Below are 16587 nucleotides of genomic sequence, written 5' to 3' on the forward strand. Positions count from 1 at the left end.
GTCATTGCTCCTGCCTGGGGGGATGGGACAACTGCTCCGTCTCGAGAATGGCGGCGATCGTGCGTCGCATGGCCGGCTTGTCCACCTTGCCGACCCGGGTAACCGGAAATTCGTCCACCACTTCGATGCGCTCCGGGCATTTGAACTTCGCGAGGCCCTGTGCGCCGAGGAAGTCGATCAGCTCAGGGATCGTCGGTGAGACATGTCCCGGCCGCAGGATCAGGAACGCGCAGCCTTTCTCGCCGTAGACCGGATCGGGCATGGCGACCAGCTTCGCGTCGAGCACCGCCGGGTGATGGCTCAGGAACGCCTCGACTTCTTCCGCGCCAATCTTTTCGCCGCCACGATTGATGTTGTCGCGCAGGCGTCCCTCGAACGAGAAATACATGACGCCGTCGATCACATGCGCGCGCATCATGTCGCCGGTGCGGAAGAAGCCGTCCTTCGTAAAGGCCGTCGCGTTGGCCTCCGGTGCACTGAAGTAACCACGGAGACTGGACGGCCCGCGAAAGCAGAGTTCGCCCACTTGCCCCACGGGAACCGGCGCCTCGTTGTCGGGATCGAGCAGCACAAGCTCGTCCTGGTCGCATCCCGAGCGGCCGTGCGTGTGATGGCGAACGTGTTCGTCGACGCCTGCGCCTGACCCAATCAGCAATCCCTCTGTCGTACCGTACATATTCGAGCAACGCACACCGAGGTACGATTCGAGGTTGTCGGCGCGCGTGAGGCAGAAGAACAGCCTCAGCGACGATAGATCGTGGTCGAGCACCTGCGGATTCGCCATGATCTGCGGCGCCACCGGGCCGATCGACACCGCATGCGTCACGCGGTGCCGCTCGATCAGCCGGGCCATCTGCACCACGTCGACGGACGCCATCAGGATCGTGGTCTGTCCTGCCGCGATCGTCGGCACGAGCGCGTACAGGTGCGCCGCGTTGTGCAGCAACGGCAGCGACCAGATCAGCGTGGCGTGCTCGCCGCCGTCTACATGCCGCGACCACGCCAGAGAATGGCCGAGGTATTCCGCATGAAAGCGCGGGATGATCTTCGGCACGCCCGTCGTGCCGCCGGACAACTGGAAGCTCAGCACGTCCTCCGATCCGATCCGGACGTCGGCCAGCACCCGTCGCGCTTCGTCCAGCGAAAGTGACGACGCCAGCTCCGACATCGACTGTGCGCCGGCCGGCGCGTCGCCGCGCGCAACGATCAGATGCCGGAAAGATGCGTGTTCGCGGCACATCGTCTGCGCAAACCCGACGAGATCGAAGCGGCCGATATCGGCCTGCACGAAGTAGGCTTCCGGTCGCGCGAGGTCGGCGAGCTTGCCGATTTCGACCTCGCGGTATTGCGGCAGCGAACAGACCGGCACGACACCGCTCTTGTAGCTAGCGCACAATGCGAGCGCAGTATCGATGGTCGTTCCCATCTGGAACATCGCGCGCGTGCCCGGCTTCAGTCCGAGACGCACGAGTGCTGCAGCGAGGCGGTCGCTCTGCTCGTCCAGTTCGCGAAACGTCAGCGTCCGGTCGTCGGCGATGAATGCAGCCTTGTCCGGGAGCCGCCGCGCCGTCTCCGCCAATGCCTCGCCGAACGTGCGGTCGATCCACGCGCCGGCCCGCAGGTAACGCCGCGCGTCGGCGGGATCGCAATAGACGACGCCGTCGATCGGAAAATGAATGCCCGTCATGGTCATCTCCTCCTGTTCCGGGCTATGCGGCCACGACACGCACGCGGTCTTTGTCGAACACTTCGATGCTGCCGCGCAGGCCACCGGTGAAGAGCCCGTACCACACTGCCGGTTTCATCCCGAGTGCCTTGCGGTCGAATTCGAGGGCCGTCCGGCCTTCGATCAGGAAATAATCGGCCGACGGCTGCGACACCCGATATTCGGCGTTCTGCCGGGCGGCGTCGACGACGCTTGCGAATTCGGCCAGTGCTGGGACGAACATGCCCGGCGCATCGCTCGCGATCCCGAATGCGCTGCTGAGCAGTCTGCCTTTTTCGCGCCAGACGATATCGATCGCCCGCACACCACCCGCTGACGGCGCCGCCGCGCGTTCGGCGTTGATGGCGGCCTGCAGCGTCAGCGCCGCATCCTGCTCGTCCAGTTGCTGCAGCGGGCGCAGCTTCACCGTGATCTCGATGAAATAGCCGTTCGGGTCGCGAAAGTAGATCGACTCGATCACTTCATGCCGGGTGGTCGACGACACCTCGACACCCCTTGCTTCCAGTGCCGCCTTCCAGGCCAGCAGCTCGGCCTCGCTGTCGGCCAGCCATGCGGTATGCGTCGCATCGAACACGTGATCGTCGGGCGTCGGCGGCATCGACGGACGATCCGCCGGCTGCGGCTCGCCGAGATAGTAAAAAAACGCGATCGTGCTGCCGTTGCCGCTGTCGAAGAAGAAATGCAGGAAGTCCGGGTGCGTTTCCGGGCCCCAGCCGCGCGCCGAGATGGTGTGGATCAGCGGCAACCCCAGAATGTCGCGATAGAACTCGACGGTCTCGCGCAACTTCCAGGTGGGTCGGGCCGTGTGATCGACTCCTTTCAGCCGGAGCGGTGATGACAGGTTCATGCTGGAACTCCTCGTTTTACAGGAAATCTCGCTCTTTCAGCCAGTTCGCAATCAGCCGCCCGGCGACATAGCGGCCGGCCTCCTCACCCGATCCGAGCGGCCGGCCATGATGATCGCCGCGCACTCGCAGATGGGTTTTGTCAGTCGCGCCGATCGCCGCGAAGATGTCGCGGATCGCGTCGGGAAACGTCGTCTGGTCGCCGGTGTATTCCACGAGTAGCGCCGGCACCTCGACCGCAGGTGCGGTCAGCTCGAGCGCCGCATTCGACGCAATCCCGGACCACGTCGACAACCACGACTCGGGCGAGCACAAGCGACCGAAGCCGACTGATCCGTAGTTCGAAATAACCGGGTTCGACGACCACAGCGAACCCGGCAGACGATCCGACGGGTCCAGCGTCTGGTCGAGACAGCGCAGGTCGGCGTCGGTCCGCCAGACCGTCAGGACCGGCGTGTGATTCGCCTCGGCCTTCTGACGCGACGTCGCCCGCTGTTCCTTCACGGCCCGCCGCGCGTCCTGCCGCACCGCGATCAGTGCACGGGCGTGCTCGTCGAGCCGTGCGACGCGCTCGCGCTGGGCCTGCCGGTAACGCGTCACGAATTCAGGGCTGTACCGGGTCTGGCCGGGTTCGCGCGAGTATCCGTTTGCCGGATTGAACGCGTTCAGGCTGTCGTCGACGGAAAGCGGATCGGCCTCGTCCGTCACCGCCGGATCGATGCAGCCGAGCAGCAGACGGCCCTGACCCGGATGCGGCGCAAGATAGATCATCGCGTCCGCCACGGGCAACGAGGCCGTTTCAAGCTGTGTCGCCCTGCCGCCGGGCGTCCGCGCAATCCGGCTTTCGGCCGGACGCGTGGCTTGCTGGTGGTAAAGGCTGTACAACCCCGAGCCGCCGGAGTTGCCGAGCATCACGATGTGCTCGAAACCCGACTCGCGCAAGTAGCGCATGCCGGCAGCCACATCGTGCAACGCCAGTTCGTGCTCGAGACGCAAGTCGTTGCCGACCGATCGACTGGCCTGCGCCCAGACCGACGCACCCGCGTTCAGCAAGGCCGGAATCATGTAGTGAAACGCGAAGTTCTCGCGCGGATGCATCAGGCACACCACCGTCTTCGACGACTCGCCGCGATACAGGATGCCCGAGGTCGCCGCGCCATCCTCCGTCCGCAATGTCACGCCGAACTGCCGGGCGGACTGCGGCGGCGTTTGCGGAAACCAGTCGATCGCCAGCGCGCGAGCCTGCGTGTCGGCGAGCCCTTCAGTCAGATCGTTCATCGAGTCGTCTCCTTGATTTGACACAAGTATATGTTTTTTGACGATGATGTCAAATTCAGTGCAAAAAATTTTCCTAGCCTGCTTTCGGTGCTTTTTCGACAATCAGTTCCAGATGATCGAGATCCTCTCGCAGCAGCGCCAGCGCTTCCGTCACGTCGCCGGCCCGCTTGAGTTGACGCTTGGCAGGCCGGATGACCGAGTGCACCGCGAGTTCGGCGATCTCGTCCGCGATTTCTTCCGCGCTCTTCGCGCCGTCCGGCTTGTACCAGAATGCCGGCCAGCTGCACATGCCGATCATCGTGAACGCCGCTACCTTCGCGTCGACCACGCGGAACACGCCGGTCTGCACGCCGGCCTCGATGGCCGCGGTGAAATTGTCCAGCACCGCGCGCTTGGCCTCTTCGTTCGCACGGTACGCGCGTTCGGGCAGTTGCCGTTCGGTACGGTCGATCACGCGGAATTCGTTGTGATGCTTCAGGATCAGCATCGCGTGCTGGTACACCAGCGCACGCAGCCGCTCCTTCGGGTCGGCGTCTGCTTCCGCCGCCACGCGGCTCGACTCGCGCCTCGCACGCAGCGTGACTTCCTCGACCAGCGCGGTCAGGATCTCGTCCTTGTTCTTGAAGTAGTAGTAGACCGCAGTACGCGTCACACCGAGCGATTCCGCGATTTCCTGCATCGAAGCACCGCCGAATCCCTTCTCGATGAAGAGCTTCGCCGCCGCGTTCAGGATCTGTTCTTTTTGCGCGTCGGCATTGACCTTTGCCACAAGTGCACTCCTGTCGGGGATGGCGCATGGAGCCACGCCATCCGTTGTCGTGTCCGCGATTGTAGCGCCGAAACTCTCGCGAACACGCCGGCTGCGGTCCTGCGACGACGAGCGAAGTCCCGCGACCGGCACTCACCACACGGCATCGCCGCGAATCATCACGTCCGCGCCGCCGTCTATGAAGATCGTCTGGCCGGTCATGTGCCCGTTCTTTTCGCTGGACAGCCACGCCAGCAACTCCGCGGCCGCGACTGGCTCGTACGGCCCACCGAGCGGCATCGGCGTACCGGCGTTGATGCGCTGCCGGGTCTCGGGATCTTCAAACAGCCGCTTGAGCAGTTCGGTTTTGACGAGCCCTGGCGCGATCGCATTCAGCGGGATGTTCGAGCCGGCCCATTCCGCTTTCAGCGCATTGCGCCGGATCCAGCGCGACAACGCGCGCTTCGTCGTCGCATAGACGTACGGCACTTCGGCCGCCTTCTCCAGCGCGAAGGCTTCCGTGCCGTCCAGCAGCGCGTTGAGTAACTGGTCGTTGAACGGATGAACCGACGTGATCGACGAGACAGCCACCGCGCGCGGCGCACGCGAACGCAGCAGCAAGGGCCGCAATCCCTCGAGCGTAGCGATCGCACCGTAGTAGTTGATCGCCACCGTTGCCGGGCCCGCAAGGTCGACCCCGGCGACGGCCAGCACGGCATCGACGATGCCGCCGCTGAGTGTCGTGACCTGTTCGACCAGCGCCGTGCGCCCCTCGGGCGTGGCGAGATCCGCGATCACGTCCGCATCGCGGATGTCGGCCCCGATTACCCGGTACCCCTGCGACTCGAGCAGTTGCTTCGTCTCCCGGCCGATACCCGAAGCGGAACCGGTGATGACATAAAGTCTGGATTGATGCGACATCGAAATACTCCTGCGTGGAAAGTCATCAACGTGCAACGGAGCGGCTGCCGGGCGAGCGCCCTTGCAGGACCGTGCATTACGCAGGATCGAATCTAGTTTCTTGAGCTGCGCGGAACAACCGGGGTAACAATCCGTTCAGAACGGACAATCTGTCGGGTATCGCACTGCAGTGCGAACAATTAGCGGTGTGAATAGTTTAAGTGTCTGCTCCGCATGAAGAAATCGTCCCGAGTATGTGACTGCAAGACGCGCCCTTCTGCGCAAGATGATGCATGCGCGCCGTGGAGGCGATCAGTGCGCATTCTCTGCAACCGATTTCCCGCTGCCGAATCGAGTTTCGAGGACTGATGCGGGTTACGTGACCGTCGACGGGAAACAGACCGAGTGCAACACGTTGATCTTTCTGGAATTTCTGGCCCGCCCTACACGATTCGAACGTGTGACCTACGGCTTAGAAGGCCGTTGCTCTATCCAACTGAGCTAAGGGCGGTCGAGGGAAAAAGACACGGCCACACAACCCGGACCGCATTTGACGCGTGAGGCTTCGAGCACCGCCACAACAACCACGAACTCAAAGCCCCGAAACGAAACGGGCCCGGCATGAAGCCGAGCCCTAAATTATACCCGATCATTGCGTCATATCACGCGTGACCAGCACTGCAGCCATCAAACCGGCTGCGCATGCAGCATGAACCACCCGAAACAGAACAGCCCGGCAATCACGCAATACACGCCGAACGAGGCCAACCGCCCGCGCCCTTCGAAATAGCGCATCAAGAACCGCACGCTCAGATAAGCCGCAATCGCCGTCAGCACGCCGCCGAGCAGCGCGTCCGCGAGCTGGTCGCGCGCATGGAACAGCTTCGGCAGCTCGAGCACGCCCGCCGCGAAGATGATCGGCGTGCCAAGCAGGAACGAAAACTCCGCCGCCTTCTCCGCCGTCAGCCCGGCCGCATTGCCGGCGATCATCGTCAGCCCGCTGCGCGAGAAACCCGGAATCAGCGCGCCGATCTGCGCGAGGCCCACGAAGAACGCCTGCTTGAACGTCATCTTCTCGGGCGGCTGGTGCGCACGGCTGCGCTGGATGCGATCGCCGACCCACAGCAGCACGCCGTTGATGATCAGCGCGATCGCGACGATCCGCAGATCGTGGAACACGCGCTCGATGCGCTTCTCGAGCAGCAGCCCGACGATCCCGGTCGGGATCGTGCCGATGATCAGCGCCCACATCAGGTGACCGTCGTCGTTCTTGCGGCCGCCGAGCTGCGCGAAGAAGCCGCCGATCAGTGCGATCCAGCGTGCACGGAAATACCACAGCAGCGCGAGCGCGGTGCCGAGGTGCAGCGCGACGAGGAACGGCAGCAACTGCGGCGCATGCTTGTCGATGTGCATGCCGAACAGCGCGGGCACGAGCAGCGTATGGCCGAGACTACTGACGGGGAAGAGTTCGGTGACGCCCTGCAGGACGCTCAGGAATACCAGAAACCAGAGACTCACGCGTCGGTCCTTTTAGTGGTGATCAATCGGGTAGAAAAGCGGACGACGCATCGCGCGTCCGAAAAAACGCGCCCCGATTATGCCGAGCCAGGATTACCGCGCCAAGGCATTTGGCGGATTATTGCGGCATTGCACACAAACGCTTGCAATTTGTAAGCGACCGGAAAGCAAAAAGCCCGCCATTTGCATGGCGGGCCTTTCGATTCCGGCAGAAATTGCCGTCAGCGGCCGAGCTGATAGAAAAACAATACCGTGCTGCCAGTGAACATGCCGAACAGTGCGAGTCCCATTGCCATTGCCAGATCCATGGCCCCTCCACGAAGTGTCATGACCCGGCAACATCACCGGTTTAGAGGCATTATCCCGACAGCTGACAATCTGAAAAACTCGCGATTTCCCGAGAAGGGTTTTCCCCGACCGCCTCGCGGCCCGATAATGGAGCGCGCCATCGCGCCCCCCCGCCCACCCTGTTCATACCGATTCGCCATGCCGATCTTCCAGCAGCACGACATTCATGAACTTCACGCCGGCCCGTCGCTCGTTCGGGTCGCCCCGCAATTCGGCGGCCGCCTGCTGTCCTGGCACGTCGACGGGGAGCCGGTCATCTTCTGGCCGGAAACGGCCGACTGGAGCAACCTCGCGCGCGTGCGCGGCGGCAATCCGCTGCTGTTCCCGTTCCTCGGCCGCCACCGTGTCGACGGCGAACTGGGCCGCTGGCGCGATGCCGCCGGCGTGGTCCGCGACCTGCCGATGCACGGTTTCGCGCGCGACCTGCCGTTCGCGGCACAGCCGTCGGCCGACGGCGCCGCGCTGTCAATGACACTCGATGCGAACGACGCGCTGCGCGACAGCTATCCGTTCGATTTCCGGTTCGATACGACCTACCGGCTCGCCGACGCGCATACGCTCGACGTCGCGCTCACCACGACCAACCGCGGCGACACGCCGCTGCCCTACTACGCGGGCCACCATTTCTATTTCGCGCTGCCGCACGGCGAACGCGCGCAAACCACGCTGGAACTGCCGCCGACGCATCGCTGCCTGCAGCGCGCCGACGGCTCGATCAGCCCGCTCGAGCCCGGCGAAGCGTCGTACAGCCTCGGCGATCCGGACATCCTCGACCGCTTCCACTGCCTCGACGGCGCGCCTTCCACGCCTGTGCGCATCGTGATGCCGGGCCGCGGTCGCACGATCGAGATCGCACTCGACGTCCCGGGCTCGATCCCGTGGTATGCGGTCACGACCTGGACCGAAAAACCGGAATCGGACTTCTACTGCGTCGAGCCGTGGCTCGGGCTGCCGGACGCGATCCACAACGGTCTCGGGCTGCGCATGCTCGCGCCGGGCGCGACCGAAACGGCCACGCTGCGGATTCGCGTACTGCCGCTCGCCGGCTGACACCGGCCGCATCGAACCGGTACGCGCAGGCCGCGCCCGCGGCTCGAAACTGCGGTGCGCGGGTCGAACCCGTTAAAATCTGACGTTTTGTATTGCCTGCCGCGTCGCGCGCGGCAGGGTTTTGCGAGGTTCAATGTTCGGAACAACAACGAAGCGGCTCTTCGCGGCCGCCTGCGCCGCGCTGCTCGTCGCGTGCGGCTCCGCCCCCGTCGGCCCGGGTTACTACCGCGTCGAGCGCGGCGACACGCTCTACAGGATCGCGCGCGAGAATCGCACGTCGACGGCGAACATCGTGCGCTGGAACCAGATCACGAACCCCGACGCGATCGAGGTCGGCCAGGTGCTGCGCGTTGCGCCGCCGCCCGGCACGACAACAGCGTCGACCACCGGCAGCGCGGGCCGCAGCCGTCCCGCGCCTTCCGCGCCGGTCGAATCGGCCGTCAAGCCGGCCACCAACATCGCGCTGATCTGGCCGTCCACCGGCAACGTGGTGCGCACGTTCGACGGATCGAAATCCAAGGGCATCGATATCGCGAACGCGTCGGGCACGCCGGTGCTGGCCGCCGCGCCGGGCACGGTCGTCTATGCAGGTAACGGCTTGCGCGGCTACGGCAACCTGATCATTCTCAAGCACAACGCCGATTACCTGACGGCCTACGCGCACAACCGTGCGCTGCTCGTGAAGGAAGGCCAATCGGTCACGCAGGGGCAGACGATCGCGGAGATGGGCAACAGCGACAGCGATCGCGTCGCGCTGCATTTCGAGCTGCGCTACGGCGGCCGCTCGATCGATCCGGCACGCTACCTGCCGGCGCGCTGAGTGCGCCACCGTCGACGAGGGGCGACACGCGATGCCGGCATGCATCGCATGTCGTCGCGAGGAAAATCGGGAAGGTTGTGTCAGCGCTTGCGCAGACGGCCGGTGAACCGGCCGGACAACGGATCGACGCGGCTGGCAAACACCACCAGCGCACCGATTCCGAACAGGCTGAACCCCGCAGCTATCAAAAGCAAATCCATGGTCACATCACTGTTTTGTCGTGATCTTATGCGTCATTGTGGAATCGTGCACTGAGCCGCACCCGTTGCACGAGCCCGAACATTCCCTATCTATCAGGCGCCATTGTGGTTTCGGCCTCGTGAAATGCTGATGTAAGTCATCGACCGCCCCCTCGATCGACGCCAAGGAGACCCGTGATGCTGCCCGCCGCCGAACGCTACGACGACCTGCTCTCCCGCTTCGGATGGGACATTCCGGCCCGCTACAACATTGGCGTGGACGTCTGCGACAAGTGGGCCGACGGCAGCGGACAGCTCGCGTTGATCTACGAAACGTCGCAAGGCGACGAGTCGCGCTTCACGTTCGACGACCTGAAGAATGCTTCTAACCGCTTCGCGAACAGTCTCGCGCGTGCCGGCCTGCAACGCGGCGACCGGATCGCGATCTTCCTCGCGCAGGGCCCCGAAACGGCGATCGCTCATCTCGCCGCGTACAAGCTCGGCGCGATCGCGGTGCCGCTGTTCACGCTTTTCGGCGCCGACGCGCTCGAATACCGGCTCGCGAACAGCGAAGCCGCCGCGCTCGTCACCGACGCGGCCGGCTACGCCAAGATCGCGCCGCTGCGCGCGCAACTGCCGGCGCTGCGCACGTGCTACTGCATCGGCGACGACGTGCCCGACGCGCCGGGCGTGCTGCGCTACGACGCAGCCCTCGCGGCCGAATCGCCCGAGTTCGTGCCGGCCGACACCGCCGCCGACGATCCGGCGGTGATCATCTACACGTCCGGGACGACCGGCAAGCCGAAAGGCGCGCTGCACGCGCATCGCGTGCTGCTCGGCCACCTGCCGGGCGTCGAGATGTCGCAGCAATGCTTCCCGCGCGACGCGCGCCTGTTCTGGACGCCCGCCGACTGGGCGTGGATCGGCGGGCTGCTCGATGTGCTGCTGCCGTCATGGCATCACGGCGTGCCCGTGCTCGCGCGCCGCTTCGAGAAGTTCGACGGCGAGGCCGCGTTCGCGCTGATGGCGCGGCACGGCGTGACCCACGCGTTCCTGCCGCCCACCGCGCTGAAGCTGATGCGCACGGTGCCGGTGCCGCGCGAGCGCCACACGCTGACGCTGAAATCGGTCGCGAGCGGCGGAGAATCGCTCGGCACCGAGCTGACGGCCTGGGGGCGCGACGCGCTCGGCGTGACGATCAACGAGTTCTACGGACAGACCGAATGCAACATGGTGCTGTCGTCGTGCGCCGCGCTGTTCGATGCGCAGCCCGGCGCGATCGGCAAGGCCGTGCCCGGGCATACGGTCGCGATCGTCGACGAGCACGGCACGCCGCTGCCGACCGGCGTCGAGGGGCGCATCGCGGTGCGCCGCCCCGACCCGGTGATGTTCATCGAATACTGGCGCAATCCGGCCGCGACGCGCGACAAGTTCGCGGGCGACTACCTGCTCACCGGCGACACCGGCACGATCGACGCCGATGGCTTCGTGCGCTTCGTCGGCCGCGACGACGACGTGATCACGAGCGCCGGCTACCGGATCGGCCCGGGGCCGATCGAGGACTGCCTGCTCACGCATCCGGCGGTGCGGATGGCGGCCGTCGTCGGCGTACCCGACCCGACGCGCACCGAGATCGTCAAGGCGTTCGTGGTGCTGAATCCCGGCCATGTCGGCGACGACGCGCTCGTCCAGGCGCTGCAGGCGCACGTGCGCACGCGCCTGGCCGCTCACGAGTACCCGCGCGCGATCGCGTTCGTCGACGGCCTGCCGATGACGGCGACCGGCAAGATCGTGCGCCGCGCGCTCCGTGACGCGTGAACCGGGCGCGGCCGTGCCGGGCGGCCGGCCGGTCGCCCGGATGGTTTATAGTGGCGCCACGCAGTCTTTCCAATACACGACCGATGTCCTCCCACCAACACGAATCCGCTGCGGGCGCGTCGCACAGCCCGCTCTACGCCAAACTCCTCGGCGAAACCGCCAAGATCGACTGGTGCGATCTCGAGCGCTTCTTCGCGCAGGGCAAGCTGCTGTCGGTCGCGCGCGATCTCGATCTCGTCAGCGTCGCCGAAGCGATTGCCGGCGACGATGCGGAACAGGTCACGCGCTGGCTGTCGTCCGGCCTCGTCGCGCGCATGCCGGCGGAAACCGCCGCCGCCTTCGCGGCGCGCAATCCGGAGCTGTGGGCAGTCGTCGTATCGCCGTGGGTCTGCGTGCAGGAACGCGCCTGACGCGTCCGCCATGTCCGAATCCGCATTACCGCACGGAACCGGCGCCGGGTCGGCCGCCGTCTCGCACCGGCGCGTCCTCGCGCTCGCGTTTCCGATCGTTCTTGCGAACCTGACCCAGCCGATCCTCGGCGCGGTCGACACGGCCGTCGCCGGCCACCTCGAAGGCGCGCAATATCTCGGCGGCGTCGCGCTCGGCGGGCTGTTCTTCAACTTCGTGTTCTGGGGCTTCGGCTTCCTGCGCATGGGCACGACCGGCCTCGTCGCGCAGGCGCACGGCGCCGGCGACGCCGCCGGCATCCGTCTGAACGTGCTGCGCGCGCTGATCGTCGCGTTCGCGCTCGGCGCCACGGTGCTCGCGCTGCAGGTGCCGCTGTTGTCGTTCGCGCTGACCGCGCTGGGCGGCAGCGAGGCCGTCCGCGCAACCGCGCTGGCCTACGGCCACGCGCGGATCTGGAGCGCACCATTCGCACTCGCGAACTACGTCGTGCTCGGCTACCTGCTCGGCGTGCAGCGCGTGCGGCTCGCGCTCGTCGCGCAGGTCTTCATCAATACTGTGAACATCGGTGCCGTGCTGCTGTACGTGTACGGTTTCGGCTGGGGCATTGCCGGGATCGGTGCGGCGACCGCGACCGCCGACGCGTGCGGCTTCGCGCTCGGCGCGTGGATGTTGTGGCGGCTGCGGCCGCGCGGCCTCGCGCCGCTCGCCGCGCGCGCACTGGCGGACCGTGCGGCGCTCAAGCGGCTGATCGCGCTGAATCGCGACATCTTCCTGCGCACGCTGTGCCTGCTCGGCGCGTTCGGCTGGTTTGCGCATCTCGGCGCCAAACAAGGCGACGCGATACTCGCGGCCAACGCATTGCTGCTGAATTTCCAGACCTTCATGGCGTACGGGCTCGACGGCTTCGCACATGCGGCCGAAGCGCTCGTCGGTGCCGCAGCCGGCGTACGCGACCGCGTCGCATTCCGGCAGGCCGTGCGCGTCACGTTGCTGTGGTCCGCGCTCGGTGCACTGCTGTTCGCATTCGTCTATTGGGCAGCCGGCGGCTGGATCGTCGCGCAGCTGACCGATCAGGCGGCGATCCGCGCGGTCGCGCTGCAATACCTGCCGTGGGCGGCGATCTCGCCGATCGTGTCCGTGTGGGGGTTTCTGCTCGACGGCGTGTTCATCGGCGCGACACAGACGCAATCGCTGATGCGCGCGATGGTCGCGTCGTTCGCAATCTTCATTGCCGCGACGCTGGCGGCCGTCGGCCCGTTCGGCAATCACGGGCTGTGGTTCGCGCTGCTGCTGTTCATGGTCGCGCGCGGCGCAACGCTCGCGAGCTACCTGCCGGCGCTGACGCGGCGGATCGGCGCCGACGCAACCGCGGCCAGCGCCTGACGGCCGCACGGGCCGGGCGTTATTGCGCCGGGGTAGGCGCGGGTGCCGACGATGACGGATTGCCAAGCATCGAGGGTGGCGTCATGTCGGTCGGCACGCCGTGGTAATCGGTGGGATCCTGCGGCGGGTGGCCGCGACGGGTCTGGCGGGGGTCGCTGCCACAGCCGGCAAGAATGGACGCGGCCAGCACGGCCAGCATGAAACGGGTCATCGGGAAGGCTCCGGAAAACGGCGCGCCCATCGCGCGCCAGAACCGCGCCGAGTCTAGCCGAATTCCGGGTTAGGGGTCGTCCCGCGCATGTTCTACTATGGAGCCATGGCGCTGTGCCGTTGAAAGGAGGCTGCCATGTCGTCTGAAGAAATCGCTGGCCTAATCGGCCTGTTCATCGGCCTGATGGTGCTCGTCGCCCTGTCCTACTTCGAATCGCGCGAATACAAGCGCAGCCACGGCGGCGAAGGGATGATCCATCACTGGATGGCCGAACACCATCTACTCGACTGGCGGCGCAAGCACTAGGCACGCTCCGCCCTGTCGCCCGGGCCGCAGCACGCGCGGCCCGCCCGCGAACGTGTCGTTGCGGCACGGCGGTGGCCGCGTGTCGTTGAAATTAACAGGGCCGGATACATTCGCACCATCCGAACGGTCGAACACCCGTCGCATAGCAGGCTGCGACGCGACGGGTGTTCGCATGCGTGCGCGCCGTAACCGGCGCCACGATTCGCTTTGCTCAGCCCAGGAAGTGGCGGGCGTAGCGAGCGTTGATGTCCGACAGGCGGAACAAGGTCAGGAAATCCGCGCAGTTGAAGTCGGGATCCCAGGCCGGCGCGCCGCAAATCTTCGCGCCGAGGCGCAGGTAGCCCTTGATCAGCGGCGGCGGCGCGACCACGGTGCCCGTCTGCAACTCGTCGACCGGCAGCGCGGTATGCGGGAACGCGCGGTATTCCGGCGCCGTCAGCGAGTGGGCCGGCAGCGACTGATACAGGTTCGCCGCATAGTGACCGCCGTCGGCCATCGACACGCTCGCGCAGCCGAGCATCGTCTCGTAGCCGTTCTGCATCATGTACGCGCCGAGGCCGCCCCACAGCGCCATGATCACGGCGCCGCTGCGGTAGTCGCTGTGCACGCACGAGCGGCCGACCTCGACCATCTTGCCGCGCAGGTGCGTGAGGCGCGACAGATCGAATTCGCCTTCCGCGTACAGGCGGCCGACACGCGCGGCCTGGTGCGGCGGCAGCACGCGATACGTGCCGACCACCTTCAGCGTGTCGAGATCGCGCACCAGCAGATGGTCGCAATAGGCATCGAACGGATCGACATCGAGACCGGAGGGGCCGCTGACCTGCGCGCCCATCTCTTCGGCGAACACGGTGTAGCGCAGGCGCTGGGCCTCGCGCAACTCGTCTTCCGTGCGCGCCCAGGCGGCACGCAGACGGTACTCGGATGTGACGGTTTCAGCAGCGCGCGGCAGGTGACGCCGCGTCGTGTCGAGGGGAAGCGAGGCAAAAGGGAGCGTAGGCGTCGGCAGTTCTCGCATTAGGCTTTCCTGGTCGTAAGGAATAGGACGACATGCCAGCCAATGTAGTAACCGGTCGTTACCATTCTGTGGCACGACCGTGTCCTTTCAATGACGTGTCGCCGAATTGACTTTAGCAGAAAGCTTGCGAAACCGTATGATCAATGCCTTCAACCCCCTTCACACCAGGTCCGGCGTCAATAATGCGCGCAGCACGGCCTGACGGCTGCCGTCGCGCGTGCGGCTCGCGAGCCATACGATGCCGCCCTTCTTGACGCTCCAGCTATCATCGTTGCCGGCGATCAGCTGCGCGGCGACGCTGCCGAGCGTCGGTTGGTGCCCGACGATCACGACCGTCGGCGCGATGCCGTCCGGCCAGCCGGCGGCCGCCAGCACGTCGTCGACGCTGCCGCCCGGCGCGAGCGCATCGATGGTCCGGTACTGGTCGGTCAGCGCCTCGACCGTCTGCACGGTACGCACCGCCGGGCTCGCGAGGATCACGCAGCTCGACTCGAGCCGGCTGCGCAGCCATTTGGCCATTGCCTGTGCTTCCTTGCGCCCGCGGGCCGTCAACTGGCGTGCGAGGTCGTTTGTCGCGTAGTCTTCAGCTTCGGCGTGGCGCCACAGGATCAGGTTCATCATGATGTCTCTCCATGCGTCGGCGAACGATCCGGTCGCACACGTGCGTGCCGGGCGATCATCATCCGCATTGTCGCCAATCATGAGCGATTCGTGATGATGTCGGTCGCATGCATAACGTGATTGACCCGCCCCCCATTAGGCGATAGAATCTTTGGCTCGTCGGAGCGTAGCGCAGCCTGGTAGCGCATCTGATTTGGGATCAGAGGGTCGTAGGTTCGAATCCTATCGCTCCGACCAAAGGAATCAAGGGGTTAGCTGATGCTAACCCCTTTTTCTTTGCCGTTTCGCCGGACTATTGTTACTATTTTGCTACCATCCAGTAGGGCGATTTCCGTAGAGGAACCGTGAGGATGGCCGACCGCCCCAATCCCCGTCCAGCATCCCCTGTTCGCTGCCCGCGCCGACTGGCGCGGCGGTACACAATATCCCGCCCCAGAAGTCAACGATCCATCAATTTGGGCTTGGGAACTGCTACTGCGCAGCGGCGAATATGCACACGACTACCGAGTTTGTAAGGACGTTTACCTCAACGTCCCGGCAACTCCGTATCCGATGGACCCGCTTACACACTATGTGAGCCGGACCCTCTCGATCCACACATGCTCTATCGTGATTACGCGAGACAGCATCGCAATCACTTTGTGTATCCCGTCAAGGATGCCGTCCGGCGAAAGTGGCAAATCAGCGACATGCCGAACCCGGGCAGCAGTGGGGCGGAACTGCTGGAGAAGCATCGAGATCGCGCGCCCCGCGCGGCACATTGGCCTGGCTGTTTGCCTGCAATACGGTCAACGTAATCAATTCCCCGGACCGATGGACGCAAAGAAGCCACTTGTTGGCATCAAAAGTCACCGGTGTCTGCGTCGAGAACGAAGTACTCGTGCCGAATTTCTCTACTTTTGAACCGGACTACTTCTTGGGTCAGGGTCAATAAAGACTGGGCCCGTTCCCAATAACAAACCACGTTCCATACAACAACCCGGCACGGCACCCGTGCCGGTGCACGATGGTTACATAGCCCCGTTCAGTATGCCGGTCGAGGCACACCCCGACATGCTCACTGCCAGCACCAGCAACGCAACCCAACTCATCATATTTCGGATCATCTCATTCTCCTTTGTTCAGACATCGATATACGACACCGACTGTGACGCTACAAGTTTCGGCGGCGGAGAGCACTGACAGATACAAAGATCGTCGCTCAACGCCGCCTCGCGCCCATCCGGCCCGGTGCTCGAAATCCGGGGACCGGTGCATTGAATCTTGCCGATGGATTTGCAGACGGGACACCAGACCGGATCAAGTTCGCGCGCCTGTTCACGGCCCCCGATCTGGTCGGTGCTATCCCCGGCCTAGACAACTCCACCAACCGTTGTCTTGTCGCCCTTCACGATGTCGTATCGCTTCATT

Annotated in this window: 15 protein-coding genes, 2 tRNA genes and 1 pseudogene; 7 read left to right on the top strand and 11 right to left on the bottom strand. The window is 65.1% G+C overall.

Going from position 1 to position 16587, the window contains the following annotated elements; translation table 11 throughout:
* Position 1: 1 nt before the first annotated feature.
* From DIE15_RS11595 to DIE15_RS11625, 7 genes are all read right to left on the bottom strand, one after another.
* On the bottom strand, positions 2–1687 hold the full coding sequence (locus tag DIE15_RS11595) for an AMP-binding protein (RefSeq protein ID WP_057928440.1): 1686 nt from the start codon (positions 1685–1687) through the stop codon (positions 2–4).
* Between the two features lie 22 nt (positions 1688–1709).
* Entirely contained in the window at positions 1710–2573 is an 864-nt protein-coding gene (locus DIE15_RS11600; RefSeq protein WP_057928383.1) for a VOC family protein, read from the bottom strand.
* A 16-nt stretch (positions 2574–2589) separates the two neighbouring features.
* Complete coding sequence (locus DIE15_RS11605; RefSeq protein ID WP_124833391.1) at positions 2590–3849, bottom strand: alpha/beta hydrolase; 1260 nt, start codon at positions 3847–3849, stop codon at positions 2590–2592.
* 73 nt (positions 3850–3922) lie between these two features.
* Positions 3923–4618: a TetR/AcrR family transcriptional regulator gene (locus DIE15_RS11610; protein ID WP_124833255.1), complete on the bottom strand. Its 696-nt coding sequence runs from the start codon at positions 4616–4618 to the stop codon at positions 3923–3925.
* Between the two features lie 132 nt (positions 4619–4750).
* Positions 4751–5518 (bottom strand): SDR family oxidoreductase, encoded by a 768-nt coding sequence (locus DIE15_RS11615; protein WP_057928386.1) that lies wholly within the window; start codon positions 5516–5518, stop codon positions 4751–4753.
* Between the two features lie 413 nt (positions 5519–5931).
* Positions 5932–6008: transfer RNA gene (locus DIE15_RS11620), tRNA-Arg, on the bottom strand.
* A 176-nt stretch (positions 6009–6184) separates the two neighbouring features.
* Positions 6185–7015, bottom strand: a complete 831-nt coding sequence (locus DIE15_RS11625) for an undecaprenyl-diphosphate phosphatase (protein ID WP_057928434.1) — start codon at positions 7013–7015, stop codon at positions 6185–6187.
* Between the two features lie 486 nt (positions 7016–7501).
* Between DIE15_RS11625 and DIE15_RS11630 the strand changes: the two genes are divergently transcribed.
* The 5 genes from DIE15_RS11630 to DIE15_RS11650 all read left to right on the top strand — a co-directional run bounded on the left by DIE15_RS11630 (position 7502) and on the right by DIE15_RS11650 (position 13021).
* Complete coding sequence (locus DIE15_RS11630; RefSeq protein WP_124833256.1) at positions 7502–8413, top strand: aldose epimerase; 912 nt, start codon at positions 7502–7504, stop codon at positions 8411–8413.
* A gap of 133 nt (positions 8414–8546) precedes the next feature.
* Positions 8547–9233 (top strand): peptidoglycan DD-metalloendopeptidase family protein, encoded by a 687-nt coding sequence (locus DIE15_RS11635; RefSeq protein ID WP_124833257.1) that lies wholly within the window; start codon positions 8547–8549, stop codon positions 9231–9233.
* Positions 9234–9610: 377 nt separating this feature from the next.
* Entirely contained in the window at positions 9611–11230 is a 1620-nt protein-coding gene (locus DIE15_RS11640) for an acyl-CoA synthetase (RefSeq protein WP_124833258.1), read from the top strand.
* Positions 11231–11313: 83 nt separating this feature from the next.
* Positions 11314–11640: a DUF2288 domain-containing protein gene (locus DIE15_RS11645; protein WP_057927917.1), complete on the top strand. Its 327-nt coding sequence runs from the start codon at positions 11314–11316 to the stop codon at positions 11638–11640.
* Positions 11641–11650: 10 nt separating this feature from the next.
* On the top strand, positions 11651–13021 hold the full coding sequence (locus DIE15_RS11650; protein ID WP_124833259.1) for an MATE family efflux transporter: 1371 nt from the start codon (positions 11651–11653) through the stop codon (positions 13019–13021).
* Positions 13022–13040: 19 nt separating this feature from the next.
* Here DIE15_RS11650 and DIE15_RS11655 read toward each other — a convergent pair whose 3' ends face one another.
* Complete coding sequence (locus DIE15_RS11655) at positions 13041–13232, bottom strand: hypothetical protein (RefSeq protein WP_124833260.1); 192 nt, start codon at positions 13230–13232, stop codon at positions 13041–13043.
* A gap of 135 nt (positions 13233–13367) precedes the next feature.
* On the opposite strand from DIE15_RS11655, the gene DIE15_RS36960 reads away from it, so the two are divergent.
* A complete protein-coding gene (locus DIE15_RS36960; protein ID WP_162840567.1) occupies positions 13368–13538 on the top strand; it encodes a hypothetical protein in 171 nt (56 codons plus the stop codon).
* Between the two features lie 211 nt (positions 13539–13749).
* Here the strand turns inward: DIE15_RS36960 and DIE15_RS11660 are convergent, their stop codons facing one another.
* Positions 13750–14556: a GNAT family N-acetyltransferase gene (locus tag DIE15_RS11660; protein ID WP_057927915.1), complete on the bottom strand. Its 807-nt coding sequence runs from the start codon at positions 14554–14556 to the stop codon at positions 13750–13752.
* 159 nt (positions 14557–14715) lie between these two features.
* Positions 14716–15177, bottom strand: a complete 462-nt coding sequence (sixA, locus tag DIE15_RS11665) for a phosphohistidine phosphatase SixA (RefSeq protein WP_057927914.1) — start codon at positions 15175–15177, stop codon at positions 14716–14718.
* Between the two features lie 160 nt (positions 15178–15337).
* On the opposite strand from sixA, the gene DIE15_RS11670 reads away from it, so the two are divergent.
* Positions 15338–15414 (top strand) — tRNA-Pro (locus DIE15_RS11670).
* A gap of 884 nt (positions 15415–16298) precedes the next feature.
* Here the strand turns inward: DIE15_RS11670 and DIE15_RS11675 are convergent.
* Positions 16299–16586 (bottom strand): annotated as a pseudogene (locus tag DIE15_RS11675) (PAAR domain-containing protein).
* Position 16587: the final 1 nt, after the last annotated feature.

The organism is Burkholderia sp. Bp9031 (assembly GCF_003857965.1).
In the GTDB taxonomy this organism is placed as follows: Bacteria; Pseudomonadota; Gammaproteobacteria; order Burkholderiales; family Burkholderiaceae; genus Burkholderia; species Burkholderia ambifaria_A.